The organism is Streptomyces sp. MBT53, assembly GCF_016654115.1.
Lineage (GTDB): Bacteria > Actinomycetota > Actinomycetes > Streptomycetales > Streptomycetaceae > Streptomyces.
The window spans coordinates 1-17,149 of sequence record NZ_JAEQAZ010000178.1 but is presented as its reverse complement, the minus strand read 5'-3'; the positions used below and the strand labels follow the sequence as shown (position 1 = coordinate 17,149).

20 protein-coding genes are annotated in these 17,149 nt (G+C 68.6%); 10 read left to right on the top strand and 10 right to left on the bottom strand.

Going from position 1 to position 17,149, the window contains the following annotated elements:
* Positions 1–33: 33 nt before the first annotated feature.
* The gene (locus tag JHN45_RS40865; RefSeq protein WP_201054476.1) at positions 34–606 is read right to left on the bottom strand and encodes a hypothetical protein; all 573 of its coding nucleotides are present in this window, start codon (positions 604–606) and stop codon (positions 34–36) included.
* A gap of 1,001 nt (positions 607–1,607) precedes the next feature.
* Here JHN45_RS40865 and JHN45_RS40860 point away from each other — a divergent pair.
* The 6 genes from JHN45_RS40860 (at position 1,608) to JHN45_RS40835 (ending at position 6,939) form a co-directional block, all read left to right on the top strand.
* Entirely contained in the window at positions 1,608–2,249 is a 642-nt protein-coding gene (locus tag JHN45_RS40860) for an isochorismatase family cysteine hydrolase (protein ID WP_307783338.1), read from the top strand.
* Positions 2,250–2,371: 122 nt separating this feature from the next.
* Positions 2,372–3,112, top strand: coding sequence for a cysteine hydrolase family protein (locus JHN45_RS40855; RefSeq protein ID WP_201054474.1), 741 nt, complete (start codon positions 2,372–2,374; stop codon positions 3,110–3,112).
* Between the two features lie 145 nt (positions 3,113–3,257).
* Positions 3,258–4,994 (top strand): regulator, encoded by a 1,737-nt coding sequence (locus JHN45_RS40850; RefSeq protein WP_201054473.1) that lies wholly within the window; start codon positions 3,258–3,260, stop codon positions 4,992–4,994.
* Positions 4,995–5,085: 91 nt separating this feature from the next.
* The gene (locus tag JHN45_RS40845) at positions 5,086–5,502 is read left to right on the top strand and encodes an AtzH-like domain-containing protein (RefSeq protein ID WP_236584660.1); all 417 of its coding nucleotides are present in this window, start codon (positions 5,086–5,088) and stop codon (positions 5,500–5,502) included.
* A 3-nt stretch (positions 5,503–5,505) separates the two neighbouring features.
* Complete coding sequence (locus tag JHN45_RS40840; protein ID WP_201054472.1) at positions 5,506–6,165, top strand: hypothetical protein; 660 nt, start codon at positions 5,506–5,508, stop codon at positions 6,163–6,165.
* A gap of 432 nt (positions 6,166–6,597) precedes the next feature.
* Positions 6,598–6,939, top strand: coding sequence for a hypothetical protein (locus JHN45_RS40835; RefSeq protein WP_201054471.1), 342 nt, complete (start codon positions 6,598–6,600; stop codon positions 6,937–6,939).
* Positions 6,940–6,987: 48 nt separating this feature from the next.
* On the opposite strand, the gene JHN45_RS53550 is transcribed toward JHN45_RS40835, so the two are convergent.
* The 4 genes from JHN45_RS53550 to JHN45_RS40815 form a co-directional block, all read right to left on the bottom strand.
* The gene (locus tag JHN45_RS53550) at positions 6,988–7,200 is read right to left on the bottom strand and encodes a hypothetical protein (protein WP_236584659.1); all 213 of its coding nucleotides are present in this window, start codon (positions 7,198–7,200) and stop codon (positions 6,988–6,990) included.
* A 292-nt stretch (positions 7,201–7,492) separates the two neighbouring features.
* Positions 7,493–8,730, bottom strand: a protein-coding gene (locus JHN45_RS40825; protein ID WP_201054470.1) for an IS3 family transposase whose coding sequence is annotated in 2 segments (ribosomal slippage) — positions 7,493–8,406 and positions 8,406–8,730 — 1,239 coding nt in all. Because the reading frame shifts where the segments join, the coding sequence is not laid out codon by codon here.
* 325 nt (positions 8,731–9,055) lie between these two features.
* Positions 9,056–9,427, bottom strand: a complete 372-nt coding sequence (locus tag JHN45_RS54540) for a DUF317 domain-containing protein (protein WP_307783337.1) — start codon at positions 9,425–9,427, stop codon at positions 9,056–9,058.
* Between the two features lie 751 nt (positions 9,428–10,178).
* A complete protein-coding gene (locus JHN45_RS40815; protein WP_201054469.1) occupies positions 10,179–10,568 on the bottom strand; it encodes a hypothetical protein in 390 nt (129 codons plus the stop codon).
* On the opposite strand from JHN45_RS40815, the gene JHN45_RS40810 reads away from it, so the two are divergent.
* Positions 10,546–11,766, top strand: a complete 1,221-nt coding sequence (locus tag JHN45_RS40810; protein WP_201054468.1) for a hypothetical protein — start codon at positions 10,546–10,548, stop codon at positions 11,764–11,766. The two genes, JHN45_RS40815 and JHN45_RS40810, sit on opposite strands and share 23 nt — an antisense overlap.
* Positions 11,767–11,794: 28 nt before the next feature.
* On the top strand, positions 11,795–12,316 hold the full coding sequence (locus JHN45_RS40805; protein ID WP_201054467.1) for a hypothetical protein: 522 nt from the start codon (positions 11,795–11,797) through the stop codon (positions 12,314–12,316).
* 801 nt (positions 12,317–13,117) lie between these two features.
* Here the strand turns inward: JHN45_RS40805 and JHN45_RS40800 are convergent.
* Positions 13,118–13,669 carry an EF-Tu/IF-2/RF-3 family GTPase gene (locus tag JHN45_RS40800; protein WP_201054466.1) on the bottom strand — a complete coding sequence of 184 codons (552 nt, stop codon included), beginning with the start codon at positions 13,667–13,669 and terminating at the stop codon, positions 13,118–13,120.
* 30 nt (positions 13,670–13,699) lie between these two features.
* Between JHN45_RS40800 and JHN45_RS40795 the strand changes: the two genes are divergently transcribed.
* On the top strand, positions 13,700–14,215 hold the full coding sequence (locus tag JHN45_RS40795; RefSeq protein WP_201054465.1) for an IS3 family transposase: 516 nt from the start codon (positions 13,700–13,702) through the stop codon (positions 14,213–14,215).
* Here JHN45_RS40795 and JHN45_RS40790 read toward each other — a convergent pair.
* From JHN45_RS40790 to JHN45_RS54210, 3 genes are all read right to left on the bottom strand, one after another.
* Positions 14,164–14,616, bottom strand: a complete 453-nt coding sequence (locus JHN45_RS40790) for a hypothetical protein (RefSeq protein ID WP_307783336.1) — start codon at positions 14,614–14,616, stop codon at positions 14,164–14,166. The genes JHN45_RS40795 and JHN45_RS40790 overlap by 52 nt on opposite strands.
* A gap of 1 nt (position 14,617) precedes the next feature.
* On the bottom strand, positions 14,618–15,220 hold the full coding sequence (locus JHN45_RS40785; protein ID WP_201054464.1) for a recombinase family protein: 603 nt from the start codon (positions 15,218–15,220) through the stop codon (positions 14,618–14,620).
* Positions 15,221–15,656: 436 nt separating this feature from the next.
* Complete coding sequence (locus JHN45_RS54210; RefSeq protein ID WP_268982459.1) at positions 15,657–15,779, bottom strand: hypothetical protein; 123 nt, start codon at positions 15,777–15,779, stop codon at positions 15,657–15,659.
* Positions 15,780–15,808: 29 nt separating this feature from the next.
* On the opposite strand from JHN45_RS54210, the gene JHN45_RS53540 reads away from it, so the two are divergent.
* Positions 15,809–16,390, top strand: coding sequence for a transposase (locus JHN45_RS53540; RefSeq protein WP_236584658.1), 582 nt, complete (start codon positions 15,809–15,811; stop codon positions 16,388–16,390).
* Between the two features lie 450 nt (positions 16,391–16,840).
* Here the strand turns inward: JHN45_RS53540 and JHN45_RS40775 are convergent.
* A partial coding sequence (locus JHN45_RS40775; RefSeq protein ID WP_307783335.1) for an acyl-CoA thioester hydrolase/BAAT C-terminal domain-containing protein occupies positions 16,841–17,149 on the bottom strand: 309 nt, incomplete at its 5' end.

The window sequence follows — 17,149 nt, the reverse complement described above, 5'->3', positions numbered from 1 at the left end:
CCCTTTGCCACAACGCACTCAGGGTGCCTGTTGTCACCAGCCGGTCGAGGAGTTCTCCGGCTGCTGCGGGGAATGCCCGCAGATGCGGGCGAGGGCGTCCAGGCCGGTGCTGTGTTCGGTGTTGGCGGAGGTGTGTGCGGCCAGGGCGGTCAGGCGCAGGGCGGGCGGTGCCGCGGGCAGGGCCAGTGGGGCGGGGTGCAGCGCCCGGTGAGCGGCGCGCCGGCGGGTGCGGCGACCGGGCGCCTGGTCCAGGACCGCGGCATCGAGCAGCCGCAGCTGCACCGGAGCAGATCTGGCATCCGGCGGCTCCAGCCGGCCGGCATGGGCCAGTTCCTGCCACAGGTCCCGGTGCCCGCGCAGGCGCATGCCGCGCAACAGCCCCGCCTGCAGTCGGACATGGCCACGGGTATCGGCGCGCAGCGCGCACTGCAGGCCCAGCAGCCGGGCGGCGGGGGAGGTGAACCGGGGCAGTGCGGCGCCGAGATAGGTGAGCATCTCCCGTACGCATACCTGCTCGTCGGATTCCGGGCAGAGCCCGACGCGGGCAGGGGGCGGAGGTCCGGGGGAGGGGCGCGGCCGGAGGGTGCCGAGCAGGGTGTCCGGCACCACGGAGGTATGACTGGTCGCCCTCGCGCAGGCCGTGCAGGCATCGGCGAGGCGCCTGGTGCGGCCGCCATGGCCAACATGGACGATGCGTCCGCCGCCCGGTACGACCGTCCTTCGGACGCGAAGCGACTCACACTGGCACGAACCGACCCGCACCGACTCGACGAGGAGTCGCCCTGACCGACCAGGACCGGATAGGCCTCCTCGCTCCGTCTGCCACCGGGGCCCAGCCGCATCCACACGGGCGAGACAACCGTCGAGCAGGTGCGGGCGGTGTGGATCCCCTTCAGCTTGTGTCTGAGGTTGCGGACCAGCGCGCGGGCAGGTTGGCCGCAACGCAGTTCGCCATGGCCCGCCGAAGCAGCGACGACACCCCCGACGTCGGGTTCAACTCCGGCGCACGAGCGAGCAGTTGGAACACCCGCAGCCACGCTCTGTTCGCCTCGGCGAAGTCCGCCGCCCCCCGCCGGATGCTGGCTCGGGTTGTCCCGGCACCACACCAGTGGGGCGTCCAACTGCCGGTGAACGGTGATGATCGGGTCACAGTAGTCGCGCCCGGCGAAGGTCTTCGGCTCGCCCGCGCGGCCGTGGTACACGTGCAGCCGGTACACCAGACGCGCACGGTGGCCGGGACGGAAGCAGACCCCGCCCGCAACGTTGACCCGGCCCTGGCCCCGGCCGCGCCTCGCCCTCCGGGTACAACGTGATCATCGGCATCGGCCAGCCCTCGGGCGTCGTCCCGTAAAGGAGCCCGGCCCTGGGCCCTGCGGCCACCCGCGGCCGCGTCATTCCTGCGTAACGCGGCGATCGTCTGGCCGAAACTAATTTCCACATAATCACCATGTACGGAATGCCAGAACTATTGCGGCTACTTTCCCATACACCACTTCACCTGGCTTGGGGTGTCAATGGCTGACAGTACGCTCATAAGTCCGCAAAATCCGACAGTAATCGTCGGCCCGGTCACCGCGAAGCCCTACGCATGGCCGTACGACACATCCGTGCCCGCCGACCGTGTGGCCGTGCTCTGCATCGACTGGCAGACGGACTTCTGCGGACCCGGCGGTTACGTGGACACCATGGGATACGACATCTCGCTGACCCGCGCCGGGCTCCCGGCGACGCAGAAGCTGCTCGCGCACGCCCGCAGCACGGGCATGCTCGTGGTCCACACCCGTGAGGGGCACGCCCCCGATCTGGCGGACCTGCCGGCCAACAAGCGCTGGCGGTCCGCGCAGATCGGCGCCGAGATCGGCGCCGCCGGACCGTGCGGCCGCATTCTGGTCCGGGGAGAACCCGGCTGGGAGATCGTGCCCGAAGTGGCCCCGCTTCCCGGCGAGGTGATCGTGGACAAACCGGGCAAGGGAGCGTTCTACGCCACCAACCTCGACCTCGTACTGCGCACCCGGGGCATCACACACCTGGTCCTCACCGGCATCACCACGGACGTGTGCGTCCACACCACCATGCGCGAGGCCAACGACCGCGGCTACGAATGTCTGATCCTCTCCGACTGCACCGGCGCGACGGACCCTTCGAACCATGAAGCCGCGCTGCACATGGTGACCATGCAGGGCGGCGTCTTCGGATGCGTCTCCACCGCCGACGACCTGATCACCGCCACGACTGCGGCCACCTCCTGAGCCGACCCACCGCACGGGCCCCTGCACCGTTCGAACAGTCCCGCACATCCGGGCGCACGGTCCGAATCCGCCCGAGCCGACCGCGTCGACTCCCCTTCCCATCGACGAAAGCAGGAACCGCCATGGCAATCGCGGAATCCCTCAGTGTCGAGGCCGCCCCGTACGCGTTCTCCTTCGACCCCGCCGAGACGGCACTCGTTCTCATCGACATGCAGCGGGACTTCCTCGAACCCGGCGGATTCGGCGCGAGCCTGGGCAACGACGTGGAACAACTGCGGAAAACCATCGCGCCGCTGCGGGCCGTACTCGACGCCTGCCGCGCCGCGGGCATGGCGGTCATGCACACCCGCGAGGGACACCTGCCGGACCTGTCCGACTGTCCCCCCAGCAAGCTGCTGCGAGGAAACCCCAGCATGCGCATCGGCGACCCGGGCCCCAAGGGCCGGATACTGATCCGCGGTGAGGAGGGCCACGACATCATCGAGGAGCTCTACCCGGTGGCCGGTGAGCCGGTGATCGACAAGCCGGGCAAAGGCGCCTTCTACGCCACCGGGTTCGGTGAGCTGCTCACCGCCCGCGGCATCCGCCGTCTCGTAGTCACCGGCGTCACCACCGAAGTGTGTGTGCACACGACGGTCCGCGAAGCCAACGACCGTGGATACGAGTGCCTGGTGCTGTCGGACTGCGTCGGCAGTTACTTCCCCCAGTTCCAGCAGGCGGGCCTGGAGATGGTGGCCGCGCAGGGCGGCATCTTCGGCTGGACCGCGGAGTCGGCCGCGTTCCTGGCGGCACTGGCAACCGCCTCGCCCGTCGGCCCCGACGCTCCGGAAACCGCCCGCGAACCGGCGCCGCAGCCGCGCTGACAGGGCCACCAGCGCCCGGTCGCCGCGCCCCGGCCGCCCCGACCGCACCGCCACCTCGACGGTGCCCACTGTCCACCAGTGCCCCGTCACCCGGCGTACCCCGCGCCGCAATCCACCGCTCCACCCGACGAAGGGTGATCCCGCCATGCTGTCACTCCGCCGCACCGCCCCCGCCGAGACCAGACCCACGCCCCTCCCGCTGTGGGTACGGGGCGACACCAACGCATTCTTCGGGCTGGCCGTCAACGTCCTGGTCAATGTGCTGACGTTGACCGGGTTGTGCCTGGGCGTCGTCAAGATTCCGGGCGACGACGTCTTCCACACCATCCTGCCGGCGCTGGGCATCGCCCTGATCGCCGGTAACATCTACTACGCCTACCTCGGCCGCAGACTCGCACGGCGGGAAGGCCGGCAAGACGTCACCGCGATGCCCTACGGGCCGAGCGTGCCGCACATGTTCATCGTCGTGTTCGTCATCATGCTGCCGATCTACCTCAAGACCAAGGATCCGCTGCTGGCGTGGAAGGCCGGTATCGCCTGGGCCTTCATCATCGGTGTCATCGTCCTCATCGGGGCCTTCGTGGGCCCGTACATACGCCGGTACGCACCCAGAGCCGCCCTGCTCGGCACCCTCGCCGGTATCTCCGTCTCCTTCATCTCCATGCGGCCCGCCGGCCAGATGTGGGACCACCTGTGGATCGCCCTGCCGGTCTTCCTGCTGCTCCTCATCGGCCTCATGACCGATCTGAAGCTGCCCGGCAACATCCCCATCGGACTCGCCGCACTCCTGGTGGGCACCGCGATCGGCTGGGCCGGCGGAGCGATGGACGGCTCCGCGGTCTCGGCGGCGGCCGACGACATCACCTTCGCCCTCCCGGGCCTCCACCTGGACACGCTGTTCTCCGGTCTCTCGGACGTCGCACCGCTGCTCGCCACCGCCATCCCGCTGGGCGTCTACAACTTCACCGAGGGCATGAGCAACGTCGAGAGCGCCGCTGCCGCCGGTGACAACTACAACCTGCGTTCGGTACTGCTGGCCGACGGCGCGGGCGCCGTCATCGGCTCGGCGCTCGGCTCTCCCTTCCCACCCGCCGTGTACGTCGGTCACCCCGGGTGGAAGAAGGCCGGCGGACGCACCGGCTACTCGCTGGCCACCGGCGCGGTCATCGCCCTGATGTGCTTCCTGGGCATGTTCAGCCTGTTGGGTGCGATCTTCCCGGTCGCCGCGATCGTGCCCATCCTGCTGTACATCGGCCTGCTCATCGGCGCCCAGGCCTTCCAACTGTCACCCAAGGCACACGCCGCTGCCGTCGTCGCCGCACTCGTGCCGAACCTGGCCTCCTGGGCCGTCGGCCAGATCGACAACGCCCTCGCGGCCGCCGGCACCAACGCGTCCAAGGTCGGGGAAGCGGGTCTGGAGTCGTCAGGTGTCGTCTACCACGGGCTGATGGTCCTCGGCCAGGGCGCGATCCTGGCGGGCCTGATCCTGGGCGCGCTCGTCGCGTTCGTCATCGACAAACGGTTCGTCCCGGCGGCAGCGGTGGCCCTGGCCGGAGCGGCGCTCTCCTTCATCGGCCTCATCCACGCCCCGAAGATCGACTGGAACGCCAGCGGCAGCGTCAGCCTCGGTTACCTTTTCGCCGCCGTCCTGTGCGGAGCCTTCGCCCTGACCCGGCCGACGCCCCGCGAGCCGGACGCCGAGGAACTGGCACTCGAGCGGCTGCACGGCGGCGGCTCCTCGGCGGCTGCGGAAGCAGAGCGGGAGCCGGAGGACGAGCAGGAACCTGACCCGGTCCCGGAAACCGCGCCGGCCGGCGTCGGCGTCCTGCCGGACGCGACCACCGAGACCGCCGAGCCGGACAAGTCGGCGGCCACCGACTGACGTGGCAGAGACAACCGACGACGATGAAGGCGCCTCCCGTGCGGCCGGGTGACCACCTGGCTGCACGGCCGCGCGAGGACGGATCGGCCCCATGACGAACGGAGAGCGGATGGATGTGGACCTGCCACAGACGGTCGCCGAAGTGACGGCGGCCTTCGCCGGCTACGAGGAGGCGCTGGTCACCGACGACCACGAAGGCGTCACCGGGTACTTCTGGACCTCACCCGACACGGTCCGCTTCGGCATCGCCGACCGTCAGGCCGGGATCGAGGAAATCCGGGACTGGCGACGGCAACAGCCGCCGTTTCCCCCGGGCAGAAAACTCTTCGACACCAGAATCAGCACGTTCGGGACCGACTACGCGGTGGTCACCACCCTGTTCGTCTACCCCGGGGGTAACGCCGTCGGCCGCCAGACGCAGTCGTGGACACGCTTCCCCGTAGGCTGGCGCATTGTCAGCGCCCATGTGTCGGAGGTGCCGGACGAGACCTCCCGGCCGGGCGCGTGAGAGGTGGCGGCCGGCCGCGCACGGCAGCTCGCCGAGGCCGCGCACGACGTCCTCGCGGTCGCCGAATCCGCCCGCCAACGGGCTGTTCTGGCCAGGAAAGCCGGGTGGCACTCCGAGGCACTCTCGATCGCGCTGTCCGCCGCCGGCCATCCGGATCTGCGCCGCGCCGGGCGGGCCGGGTCCGCGGTACGCGGCCTTCTCGTGCAGAGCGCCAGCTGCACCCTCGCGCGCAGAGGCGACCGGGACGGGATGCGGGAGCTGACCGACGAGGCCGCAGCCATCACCAAGGAACTCGGCGGCCTCACCTTCCTGCGCGACCACGGCGGCGGCTTCAGCCCGCTCACCGTGACCCTTCACAGAATCAGCGCCGAGAACCACGCCGGGGACCCCCAGGCCGCGCTCGCCGCCGCCCGCTCGATCTCGCTCACGGCCCTGCCCAGCGTCGAGCGCCGCTCCCGTGCCCTGGGCGACATCGCCGTCACCTACGACCGTCTCGGCCGCCGCACGGACTGCGTCCGCACCCTGCTCGCCGCCGAGCAATGTGCTTCCCAAGAGGCCCACGCCCGCCCGGCGACCAAGTCACTCATCTCCAGTCTGCTGGTCTCCGGTCCCACGTCGATGGAACTGCGCGGACTCGCCGCACGCAGCGGCGTCCTTGCCTGACGAATTTCCTTCACCCATCCTCCGCTCGCCGGCAGAGGCCAACCGCACGATCCGAAAGGAGCACTGGCAGAGACCGGAGCCTCCGGCCGGGAACCCGCCTGGTCGGCGCGGTCGAGGGCGGCAGCAAGATGTCCGTCGGCCAAGGCGCTGAGGTCTTCGGGAAGCTCGAACTGGTCGGGCATGACCCGCGCTGGCGCTGAGCACCTACGGCGTCCCCCGGTGTCTCCTAGGGATCAAGGAGACACGGCCCTAAAGCAGCAGTGAGACGCGCCTGCCTGCACGTGCTGCTCTGCTCCGCAGGCCCCCGGGCCAAGGCGGGACGGCCCACTGCGGGGAACATTTCGATGGAGCTCGAATTGCTGGCGTCTGCCCTCTGACAGCACCTACGTTGCCGAAAAGGTTGGTCAGCGATCGAGCGAGGGGGACGCCTGCATGAAACTCGACAAACGGCTTATCGGCGTGATGGCTGCGGGCCTGTTCGCCGTCGGATCGAGCCTCAGTTTCGCCACCGCTGCGGAGGCGAAGCCCCAGGCGATTCCGTGCGCGTACGGACATATCTGCGGCGAGGACGGCCGCGGGAACAGCTTCGACTACTACAAGTGCGGAATCACGTCGGCCATCGACCTGTACGGCCCCGGCGCCTACAACAACAACCAGACCCCGGGGACCGTGGCGCTTCTGTACGACGTGAACGGCAAGATCGGGGGCTGGATCGAAGCGCAACACGCTGGGTACATCGACTGGACCGACATCTATTTCATCAAGCCCTGCTGATGTGGCCACCTCCCTGATAGGGCGCTCGGAGCCCCCGGCAGGGCTTGATCAAGTTCCCTGAGCGTCCGGGTTGTTGGTGATGCCCAGGAGCGGGAGGGTTCGTTCGGGCTGATCGCGGATTGCGCGGGTGGTCTTGGCGATGTTGACGGCTCCGAGGGTTTTGAGCAGGCCGATGGCGAGGTTGCGGAAGGTGGCCATGGCGCGGGGTGCGGTGCCGGTGTGGAGGGTGGAGGCGTCCTCGGCGTAGGTCACGTCTCTCACGTGGTGCAGGGCCTCGACGGCCCAGTGGCCGCGGACGGCGGCGGCGAGTTCGGCCGGGGTGGTCTGGTGGGCGTCGAGGCTGGTGACGGCGTAGATGGTCTCGCGGCTCTCGCGCTCGCCGGTCTGTTTGCGGCGTCGGTGGACGCGGAGGGCGAGGCGGCCGTGGGGGAAGGCGATCCCGCCGAGTTCGTCGGCGATGCCGCAGGTGTTGATCGAGCGGGACTCCCGGCGGCCGTGTCCGGCAGAGGAAGCGGGGGCCTTGTCCCCGAGGAGTGGACACCTGTTCGTGTTGTTATGCGGCGAGTGTCAGGGTAGCTGACTGCTGTTCGTAGGCGATCGGTGCCTGCTGGCCGTTCGCGGAGTGCCGTCGGCGGGTGTTGTATCGCGTGGTCCAGCGGAAGACCGTCAGGCGGCAGGCGTGCGTCCCGTCGAAGCGGCGGGCGCCGTGGAGCGTCTCGCGTTTGAGGGCGGCGTTGAAGCTCTCAGCGAGTGCGTCGTCCGCGCTCGTGCCGACCGCGCCCATCGACTGCCGTACTCCCAACTCGGCGCAGACATCGGCGAATTGGCGGGAGGTGTACTGGGCTCCGTGATCCCTGTGGAAGACGGATCCGGTCAGGCTGCCGCGGACCCGGGCGGCCGCCCGGAGTGCGTCGGCGACCAGTGAGGTGCGCATGTGGTCAGCGATCGACCAGCCCACCAGGCGGCGCGAGAAGCAGTCGATCACTGTCGCCAGATACAGGAACTCGCCGTCGCCCACCGGCAGGTAGGTGATGTCCCCGACGTACTTCAGGTTCGGGGCGCTCGCGGTGAAGTCGCGCCGGAACAGGTCCGGCACCGGGGTGGCGGACGGTTCGGGCACGGTGGTGACCTGGCGCCTGCGCAGTCGCAGGCCGGCGATGCCGTACTTGCGCATGACCCGTCCGACGCGCTTGTGGTTCACCAGCTCGCCTTCGTCGCGCAGTTCGGCGGTGATGCGGGGGCGGCCGTAGGTGCCGTCCCACTCGGTGTGCACGGCCCGGATCCGCTCGGCGAGAGCACCATCGGCCCGCTCGCGGGCGGCGCGGGTGGCGCGTCCGGCCCGCCATTTGCAGAAGCTGGAGCGGGCGACCTCCAGCACCTGACACAACCGCTTCACGCCCCAGGCGTGGTGGTGGTCCTCGACGAACTGGAAGCGGCTGGTCACCAGGTCATCTCTTGTGCGAAAAACTTCGTGGCCTTGCGCAAGATGTCACGCTCAGTGGCCAGTTTCTGGTTCTCCTTGCGCACCGTCGCCAGCTCACGGCGCAGGGCCTCGTTCTCGGCCTGAAGCTCTTCGGCCCTCGGCGGGGAATCCACCGTGTTCTTCTCCGTGCTCGTACTCGTCGTGCTGCCCCCGCCGTGGCGGGCCCGTTCGGTCCGTACCCAGTTACGCAGCGTCTCCCGGCTGATCCCCAGGTCCTTGCCGATGCCCTCGGAGGCGTGGCCCGGGTCCGACAGGTACAGCGCGACGGCGTCCGCCTTGAACTCGGGCGAGTAGACCTTCATCACCATAAAAGATGCCTCCTACCCGGCCCCTGCCGGGGCCGGGCTCAGAGGTGTCCACCACTCGGGGACAGGTTCCGACCGAGGATCGCAATGTGGCGGCGCTCGCCGTATGCCTGGGCCTCGTGGATGTGGCGGTCGCTCTTTGTGGCGACCGAGGATCGTAACTGTCGACGACGCCTCAAAAGGGTTCGAGCGTCGTCGACATCCAGGTCGGGATTCACCGCGCACCCCGACCGGATGATGCTCCGACCTGCAGCGGCCCGAGGAACGGAAACCGCACCCGTGCGTTCGCAGTGTCGCGCGCTGAGGTACAGGCTGGTGAAGCCTGGAGTCAGCGTCGAAGGTTGGGCGTGAGCTGTCGAGGCGGCGCTGAGCATGGGGGTGAGGACGTGACTACGCTCGCTCTCTGGACGACTTGGTGACGGTCGGCCCTTCTGGTGCCGGTTCCGTGGGCGAGCTCCTCGGCGAGGTCAGCGAGGAGAGCGGCCGGGGTGTAGACGGAGGCCCGGATGGTCCAGGTGGCGTTGTTGATGTCGGTGCCGGCCCAGGTGGTCCAGGTGTCGAGGGGACTGTTGGGGTTCTGGGCGGCGAAGGCGTCGAACTGGACTCCCGCGTCCTCGGAGGAATTTGTCCACCGGATCCAGCGTCCGTCGACGGTATGCGTCCAGCCGGCCTCCGTGAGGGGGTTGGTGGCAGCGGTCACGGTCTGGTTGTTGATGGGACTGCCGAGGGCGGTGTCCCGGCCGTCGCCGTCGGCGAGATGGGTGAGGAGGGTCTTGGAGTACGGGTTTGGGTGTGGCGCCGGTCGCGGTGAGGTGCCACATGCGCTCCGAGACGGGTGTCTCGTAGGCGGCCACGGTCCAGGCGGTGTCGCGGGGGCCGGCTTCGTGCTCCCGCTGGATCCGCAGGGTCTGGTCCTCGTGGATGGCGTGGGTGGTGTGGTCGGACCAGGTGCGTTCCCTGGCAAGTCCAGCGTGTTGAACTGAGGTGTTTCTCTTCAGCAGCCGGGCCAACAGCTGGTGACGTTATGGTGAACGGCGCCACTGACAACGACTTATCGGCGCAGGTCAGGCACTCGCCTTCGCGGCGCGGTGAGCGCGCACGCGGCATGCAGTTGAGCAGTAGCGGGACAGAACGACCAACTCCCTTGCGACGATTACCAATTGACGGTCCAAATGTTGCCGGGGTGCGGGAGGGGACTTGCCGGACAACCCTTCATACCCCCCCCGGGAGAGCGCCTGAGGCTGCTCCGAAATTCGGCGGCTTTCGTAAGACTTGAGCCCGACTTGAGCTTTGCGGTGATGTGAGTCGGCCTGGATGGTAAAGCAATCCTCAAGATCATTGACCTTTCAAGTTTCGCCGCGCTAGCTTCCACTCGCGCCGTGAACGACCAGACCAGCTCGGCGCAAGCGGGGGGCGAAATCAAAGGCGATCAGCCATGTCTCCGCCGAATTTCACAGCCGCACTTCATGCGGCTTCACTAGACCCGCCGAGCGACTCAGAAATTTGGGGAACGCCGGTGGAATCGGGGAATCGGGGATTTCTTTCGTGACCAAGATATCTGGCAGACGTCTGTCTCTGGCCACCGCGGTGAGTGTCGTCGCCGCATCGGCGGTGATCGGCCTGGGACTGTCGTCGCCGGCCAGTGCCGTCTGCACACAGAGCACCAGCGACTCACCGGGCTGCGGCAGCACCAGCAGCCCGTCCCCCAGCACTTCGCCCTCGCCGTCGGCCACCGACGTCAAGCCGACGGACGGCGCAGCGCTGCCCACCAGCGGACCGACGATCACCGCGGCGCCCAGCCCGAGCACCCTGACCCCGGTGTCCGGCGCCGCCACGGTCAAGGGTGTCTTCACCCTGGGTAACGGCTCGCCGCTGGCCGGCGCCACGGTGACTCTGACCCCGGTGGACGAGGCGTTGCCGGCGGACGGCAGCACCATCACGCCGACGACCGTGGGCACAGCGACCACAGCCGCGGACGGCAGCTGGTCGTTCACGCTGCCCGCGACGCTCCCCAGCAGCCTGCAGACCTACGCCGACGACAACGGAGGCGTACTCTCCCTGGAAGCGTCCTTCTACGGCCAGGCCCCGGACGGCACTGTGCTGACCGGTAGCGACTACGTGGACGCGGGTGTGGCCACCGGTTCCGCGACCACGGAGGGCTCGGCCGCGGCCCGTGCCGAGGCGTCGGACACCGTGGCGATCCACCCGGATACGGATGAGACGCAGGTGACTCCGGCGGACTCGACCCTGGCCGACACTGCCGATACCCCCTCCGACACGGCCATGAACACCTGGCAGTCCGCGGACGGCACGTCGGCCGCCGCCTTCGATCCGAACGTCGCAGACGGCGTGGACTACAGCGCCGTGAAGCCGAAGATCGGAGGTGGGTACTGTGTGCCGAGCAAGCACGTGATCAAGCAGAACGACTACTACACCTCTATCGGTGAGGCGCACGCCTACTACGACACCACCGCCGCCTTCGAGTACAACAACACCCTCTCCAGCACCTGGGGCGTGGCAACCAGCGTCGACGGCGAGCACTGGTCCATCACCGGAAAGGTCTCGCGCAAGAGCAGCACCGGCCACGCCGTGGGCTTCGCGAACCAGGGTCCGTACTGGGCCAAGCGATTCCAGATCCCGGTCGAATACCAGGACGTCGACCATCGGGTCGTCTGCCCCAACACTAAGGTCACGCACTCGTACTCCATCCTGCCGGTCAAGTACGACATTCCTGCCGGGGGCGCGGTGTCGAGGTACGGCGGCGATGTGAGCAACAAGGACGGAGCGAGCGCGTACCGCAACTCCAATCCGTCCTACCGTGCGGTCCTCGGCAAGAAGCAGTACGTGACGATCACCTCCGGAACATCCATCACCATCGGTTATGCCGCCAAGGTGTTCGGAGTGACGATCAGCCTCGACACCGAGTACGGCAATGCGCACTTCCAGAAAATCACCGCGGGGTCGGGTAGCTCGGAGCACGACATCTGGGGTGCCAAGGGCAAGATTTCGGGGAACCCCGGTGTCATCTACTCGTTCTAGCGGCCGAGGCCGCGCCCGGGCTCTCGCCGTGACAGCCCTGGTGGCCCTCGCGACGGGCTGCGCAGGCTCCACCGGCGGCGGGGTCGCCGCGGGGACGGCGCTGCAGGCGGAGGGGCCGGGAACATCCGGTTCCCTCGGCTTCTCGGACGTGAAGGTCGGCGACGTCTACCGCATGGCCTTCCCGCTGACGAGGAACACGTCCAAGAAGCCCGTCTCCGTCACCAAGGTCAAGCTCCTCAACGTGCCGGCGGGCGCCAAGGTCCTTGGCTATGCCGTCTACTCCGTGAAGGACACGCCCGGCTACCGGCTGGGCTACCAGGAGACCGCGCACCCCACCGCCGGCGACGTGGACCTCGACAAGTACCCGAACTACGCCGGGCATCCGTACACCATCAAGCCGGGGGCGCTCAGCGACAAGTACGCGGTGGCAAGGCTCAAGGTCACCGGAAAGGTGACCAAGCCCATCTCCGGCTGCGAGGCTGACTACACCCAGGCCGGGAAGACCTACCACCAGACCCTCACCTGCAGGTTCCAGCTCGACATGACCTGAACGAACTCGACGGCACGGCCACCTCCTGCTGTACGGCCCACCTGTGACGCCCTGCCCCGACTGCCGGGGCAGGGCGTCACCTGTTCCCGCGGGCGCCCAACTGGAACGGCGGCGAAGGCAAAGAGGCTGTTCACCAGGTCCTTCGGCGCGGACGTGCAGAGCCTGTCCCGCCTCGGGCACCTGAACCTCGGCTACAGCACTCGGGCGCGGTCGTAAGCGGAGGCGAGGTATCGGGCGTCGACGTGTCCCGGGTCGTGCTGCGGGCGGCGGCCAACAGCGTGAGTACGTCGATCGTCTGTGAGGCCAACGCAGTTGATGGCACGATGAGTTGGGACGGAAGGCGGGGTTTCGTGCGGGGTGACAGGTGGCAGATTCAGACGGCGGTCCTGGGCGGCGCGGACTCGGAGGAGCCGCTGATGCTGCCGCTGGAGGCGGTCGAACTGGACGCCTTCCGCCGTCGTCACGAGCACGACTCGTTCTGGTGCGGGCTGCTGCTCGGAGGCTGCGGCCTTCAGCTGACCACGAAGCTGTACACCGACCGGGTCTGTTCCCCTTCAAGTTCGCGTGTTGAGTGGCGTTGGCTGGTGCTACAGGCTCACGGTCCAGGGTTTCGCGGCCGTGGCAGCACTGGATTTGTCGTCCTTACTTAAACCATCTGGAGAAGATCCTGCCCACTGTCGCCCTGGCGCGCGCAATGGCCGGGGCCGGCCCGATGTATCGTCCGGGCCGGTCTGGCGGCGGCCGGACTGGGCGACCTCGTCCGGTGTGTCGTCGCCCGGGATACCCGGCTTGGCTCCGGTCCTACTTGTTGATTCTGGTGATCTGGCCGACGCCGACCGTGTGGCCTGCCTCGCACATGGTGAAGCGCATGCCCTCCTCCAGTGCAACTGGCTGGATCAGGCTGACGGACATCTTGGCGTTGTTCCCTGGCGTGACACTTTCCGTGCCTTTCTTGAGGGTCACGACGCCGGTCACGTCCGCGGTGCGGATGTAGAACTGCGGGCGGCAGTTGTCGACGAACGGGGTGTCACGGCCGCCTTCGTCCTTCGAGACGATGTGGGCGGTCGCTTCGAACTCGGTGTGTGCGGTGGCCGAGCCGGGCTTGATGACGCACTGTCCGCGCTCCACGTCTTCGCGCCTGATGCCGCGCAGCATCAGAGTGACGGTCTCGCCGGCCTGGCCCTCGTCGAGTTGTTTGCGGAACATCTCGATGCCGGTGACCGGGGCAGTTTCCTTCTCGGTCTTGATGCCGATGATGTCGACGGTCTCGTTGACCTTGAGTACGCCGCGCTCGATCCGGCCGGTGACGACGGTGCCGCGGTCTGTGATGGTGAAGACCTCCTCGATGGACATCAGGTACGGCTTGTCGAGGTCCCTCGCCTTGTGGGTGAAGTAGCTGACGCGGACCCGGCCGTGGCGGTCGGGGTGATCAGCAGGTGCAAGGCCGAGCTGAAGATTCCGTACCGCACCGCATGTCGGGCACGTGGGGTGTCGGAGTCCTGGTTCTACAAGTGGCGCGACCGCCCGTCCACGGCCCGGGAGATGCGCCGGCAGCGTCTGGCGGAGGAGGTCGAGGAGATCTTCCGCGGCTCGGGCGGCACCTACGGCTCGCCCAAGGTGTTCATCGAGCTGATCCGCCGGGGCTGGCGGGTGTCGGTGAACACAGTCGCCAAGCTCATGGCCGAACTCGGCGTGGCCGGACGGAAGATCCGAAGGCGCCAGGGCCTGACCCGGCCCGGGAAGAGGGAGGCGGCCCCGGACTTCGTGCGCCGGGACTTCACCGCCGCGGAACCGGACCTTGTCTGGGCGGGCGACATGACCGAGATCGACACCGGCGAAGGCAAGCTCTACCTCGCCACCGTCATCGATCTGTTCTCCCGGCGGTTGCTGCCGATGTAGAGGTACTGGTCCCAGCCGACGTGCACCGTGAACGCTCCCTCCGCCTCCAGCCGGCACCAGGCGCCGTTGTCGCGGAGCATGGCCCGGACGAGTTCCTGGCCGACGGCCATCGGCACCAGAGCGCCGTCGTGGAACCCGGCGGGGCCGGCCGGGAACAGCTCGGCCAGGCCGTAGCCGTCGATCGGTGGCTCCAGGCCGAAGTGGGCGAAGCCGCCGAGTTGCGGCTCGCGGATGGCCAGCTTGTCGACGCCGGTGTCCTCGGCGAAGGCGGCGACGGCGTGCAGGTAGGCGGCTTCGACCGGTCCGTGGTCGCTGACTGATAGCTCGGCACCGGTGTAGCTGCCGTGCTGATCGCGGTCGGCGGGGTCGTACTTGGTGACCCGGTAGACGTAGGGCAGCACGTCACTGTCCGCCGGAGGTCGACGGCACGGATGCGTTCTGGTGGCGTTCAAGGACGCGGTAGACGGTGGCGCGGCTGACGGAGAAGAGCTCGGCGAGGTCGGCGATGGTGTGCTCGCCGGACTGGTGCTGCTGGACCAGGTGGGTCTGCTGACGGGTGGTGAGCTTGGGCTGCTTCCCCTTGAGCTTGCCCTTGGCCCGCGCCACCGCCATGCCTTCGCGGGTGCGCATGCGCAGGAGGTCGACCTCGAACTCGGCGAAGGTAGCCAGGATGTTGAAGAACATCTTGCCCATCGGGTCGGCGGGGTCGTAGAGGGTGCCGCTGAGCGAGAGCTTGACGCCGCGGGCGGTGAGGGAGTCGCCGATGTCGCGGGCGTCGGGTACCGAGCGTGCGAGGCGGTCGAGCTTGGGTACGACGAGGGTGTCGCCGGCGCGCACGGCTGCGAGGGCCTGGGCCAGGCCGGGCCGGTCGCGGTTGGTTCCGGTCAGCCCGTGGTCCAGGTAGATCCGGTTCTCAGGGACGTCCAGGCTGATCAGAATCTCGCGCTGGGCGGTGAGGTCCTGCTTGTCCAGACTGCATCTCGCGTAGCCGACGCGTTCACTCATGCCCGGAGCGTACGGTAAGCCCCCGCTCAGCGTACAGATCACCGGACACCCTAAATGAGACGCCGTCAGCGCAGGTCGATCTCTCACGTCGAGCAAGATCATCATTGTTCGTTGGGGGTTCCCCTAACGAACAGCCCTGAACGCACGTCAAGAGGCTCTGCTATCCCTTTCGGCCGTATCTCGGCCGACCCCCTACCTCGACGTCTACTTCTTCCACCCCTTCGACGACGGCAATGCCCGGTCTGCATTCCTCGCCCTGCTCTTCGTCCTCGCCCGTGAGAACATCGCGCTCAACGGGGTCAGCCTGCTTCGGCGCATCACCTTTCAGGCGGACAGCCCTCAGGACGCCCTGGCCCTCACCTGGTACATCGACGTCCACCTCGCGGATACATGGTGCAGGGCCGCCTCTGATTGAACCGGCACGGAACCGAAAGGATCAAGGTGCCTGCGCGTCCGAGGTTCGCGTGGAGTGGTCCTGCGGGGTGCGCTGCTGCGGCAGGAGCGGACCGAGGTGCAGGTGGCGGTTCATGTCCAGCTCGAACCGACCGTACGGGTTCACGTGGGTTTCGTGAGTACCTGGCCGGCCTGTTGCTGCCGCGAGACCGCAACAAGACGCTGACCTGCCTGGCCGGCACGGGGCCCGTGGTGGGTGCCCAGCATGCGGCGGCGCAGCGCCTGCAGTTCTTCCTGTCCGAGTCGACCTGGGACGGCGAGCAGGTCAATGCCCGCCGCCTGAAGTTGCTGCTGGCCGACCCGGCGACCGCACCGCATGACGGCGGGGTGCTGGTCATCGACGATTCCGGGGACCGCAAGGACGGCAGCGCGACCGCTCACGTGGGCAAGCAGTACCTGGGCTCGGTCGGGAAGATCGACCGTGGGGTGGTCACGGTGACCACCTGCTGGGCCGACGAACGCCTCTACTACCCACTGCATGCCATGCCCTACACCCCCGCCTCCTCCGGCCTCCTCCCGCGCCGCCTCGTCTCCACCCCCTCCTCGCTCCGCTTCGTCCGTTGTCGGCGGCCGGTGTGTGGTGGGGGAGCGGCTGGTCGGGTGGATGGTTGTGGCGGATCGCCGATTGCCGGCCTGGTGTGGTGGCGGGCGGGGCTACGGTGCTGCGGTGGACGACGAGGTGGGGGCGCCGGCCGGTGGGGGTGGCCGAGACGCTGAGCGGACCGGGCGCTGTATCGCCTGCGGTTGTGTGACCTCGACCGGACAGCCGCCGCCTCACGCAACTGTGGCGCGCCGGGGTGGTGTTGGTCGATGACCTCGTTGCGCAACTTCTGCTGGTCCGGGTCGAGTTCGTCTTCGTCTGGGACCCAGTGGCCGACGGGCGGGTCCTGTGCGCGCCGGGACTCGACATGCGGCTTGCCGGGGCGCGCGCGGCGGTCCCGCCCGGGAAGAGTGGAAGGACCGCGTGCCGGACGCCGAGTTCGAGGAGATCTGCCTGACGCGGTGGGGGCGCTCATCGGCCCCTGGACCGTCCCGGGAAAGCGGCGACGTCGTCGTCCGGGGCGACGAACCACTCGTCGTCCGGGGTGATGTCGAGGGCGCGGATCGCCGTGCCGGATGCCGGTCTGCGGGCGGTGCGGGTTGCTGGCCGGTGGTGTCCGGGGGTGTTCAGTTTCCGTGGAGGGCGGTCATGACGTGGGGCCAGGCGGCTGTTCCCGGTGCGGTGCCGGCGTGGGGGGTGCCGCCGTGGGTGTAGCGGGTGGAGGGGGGTGGTGGTATCTCGTCGGGGAAGGTGATGCGGTGGCCCGCGCCGGGGTGGGTGATCACAGTCGTGTCGCGTCCGGCCGCGGTGCGCCGGTCGGCGAGTGCGCGGGCGAACCGCAGGGACGGCCACATCTGGTCGGCGCCGCCCGCGACCAGCACCAGGTCGGCGTCGGTGTTCTCGACCGGGATGGCCGCGGCGCCGAGGCGGTCCGG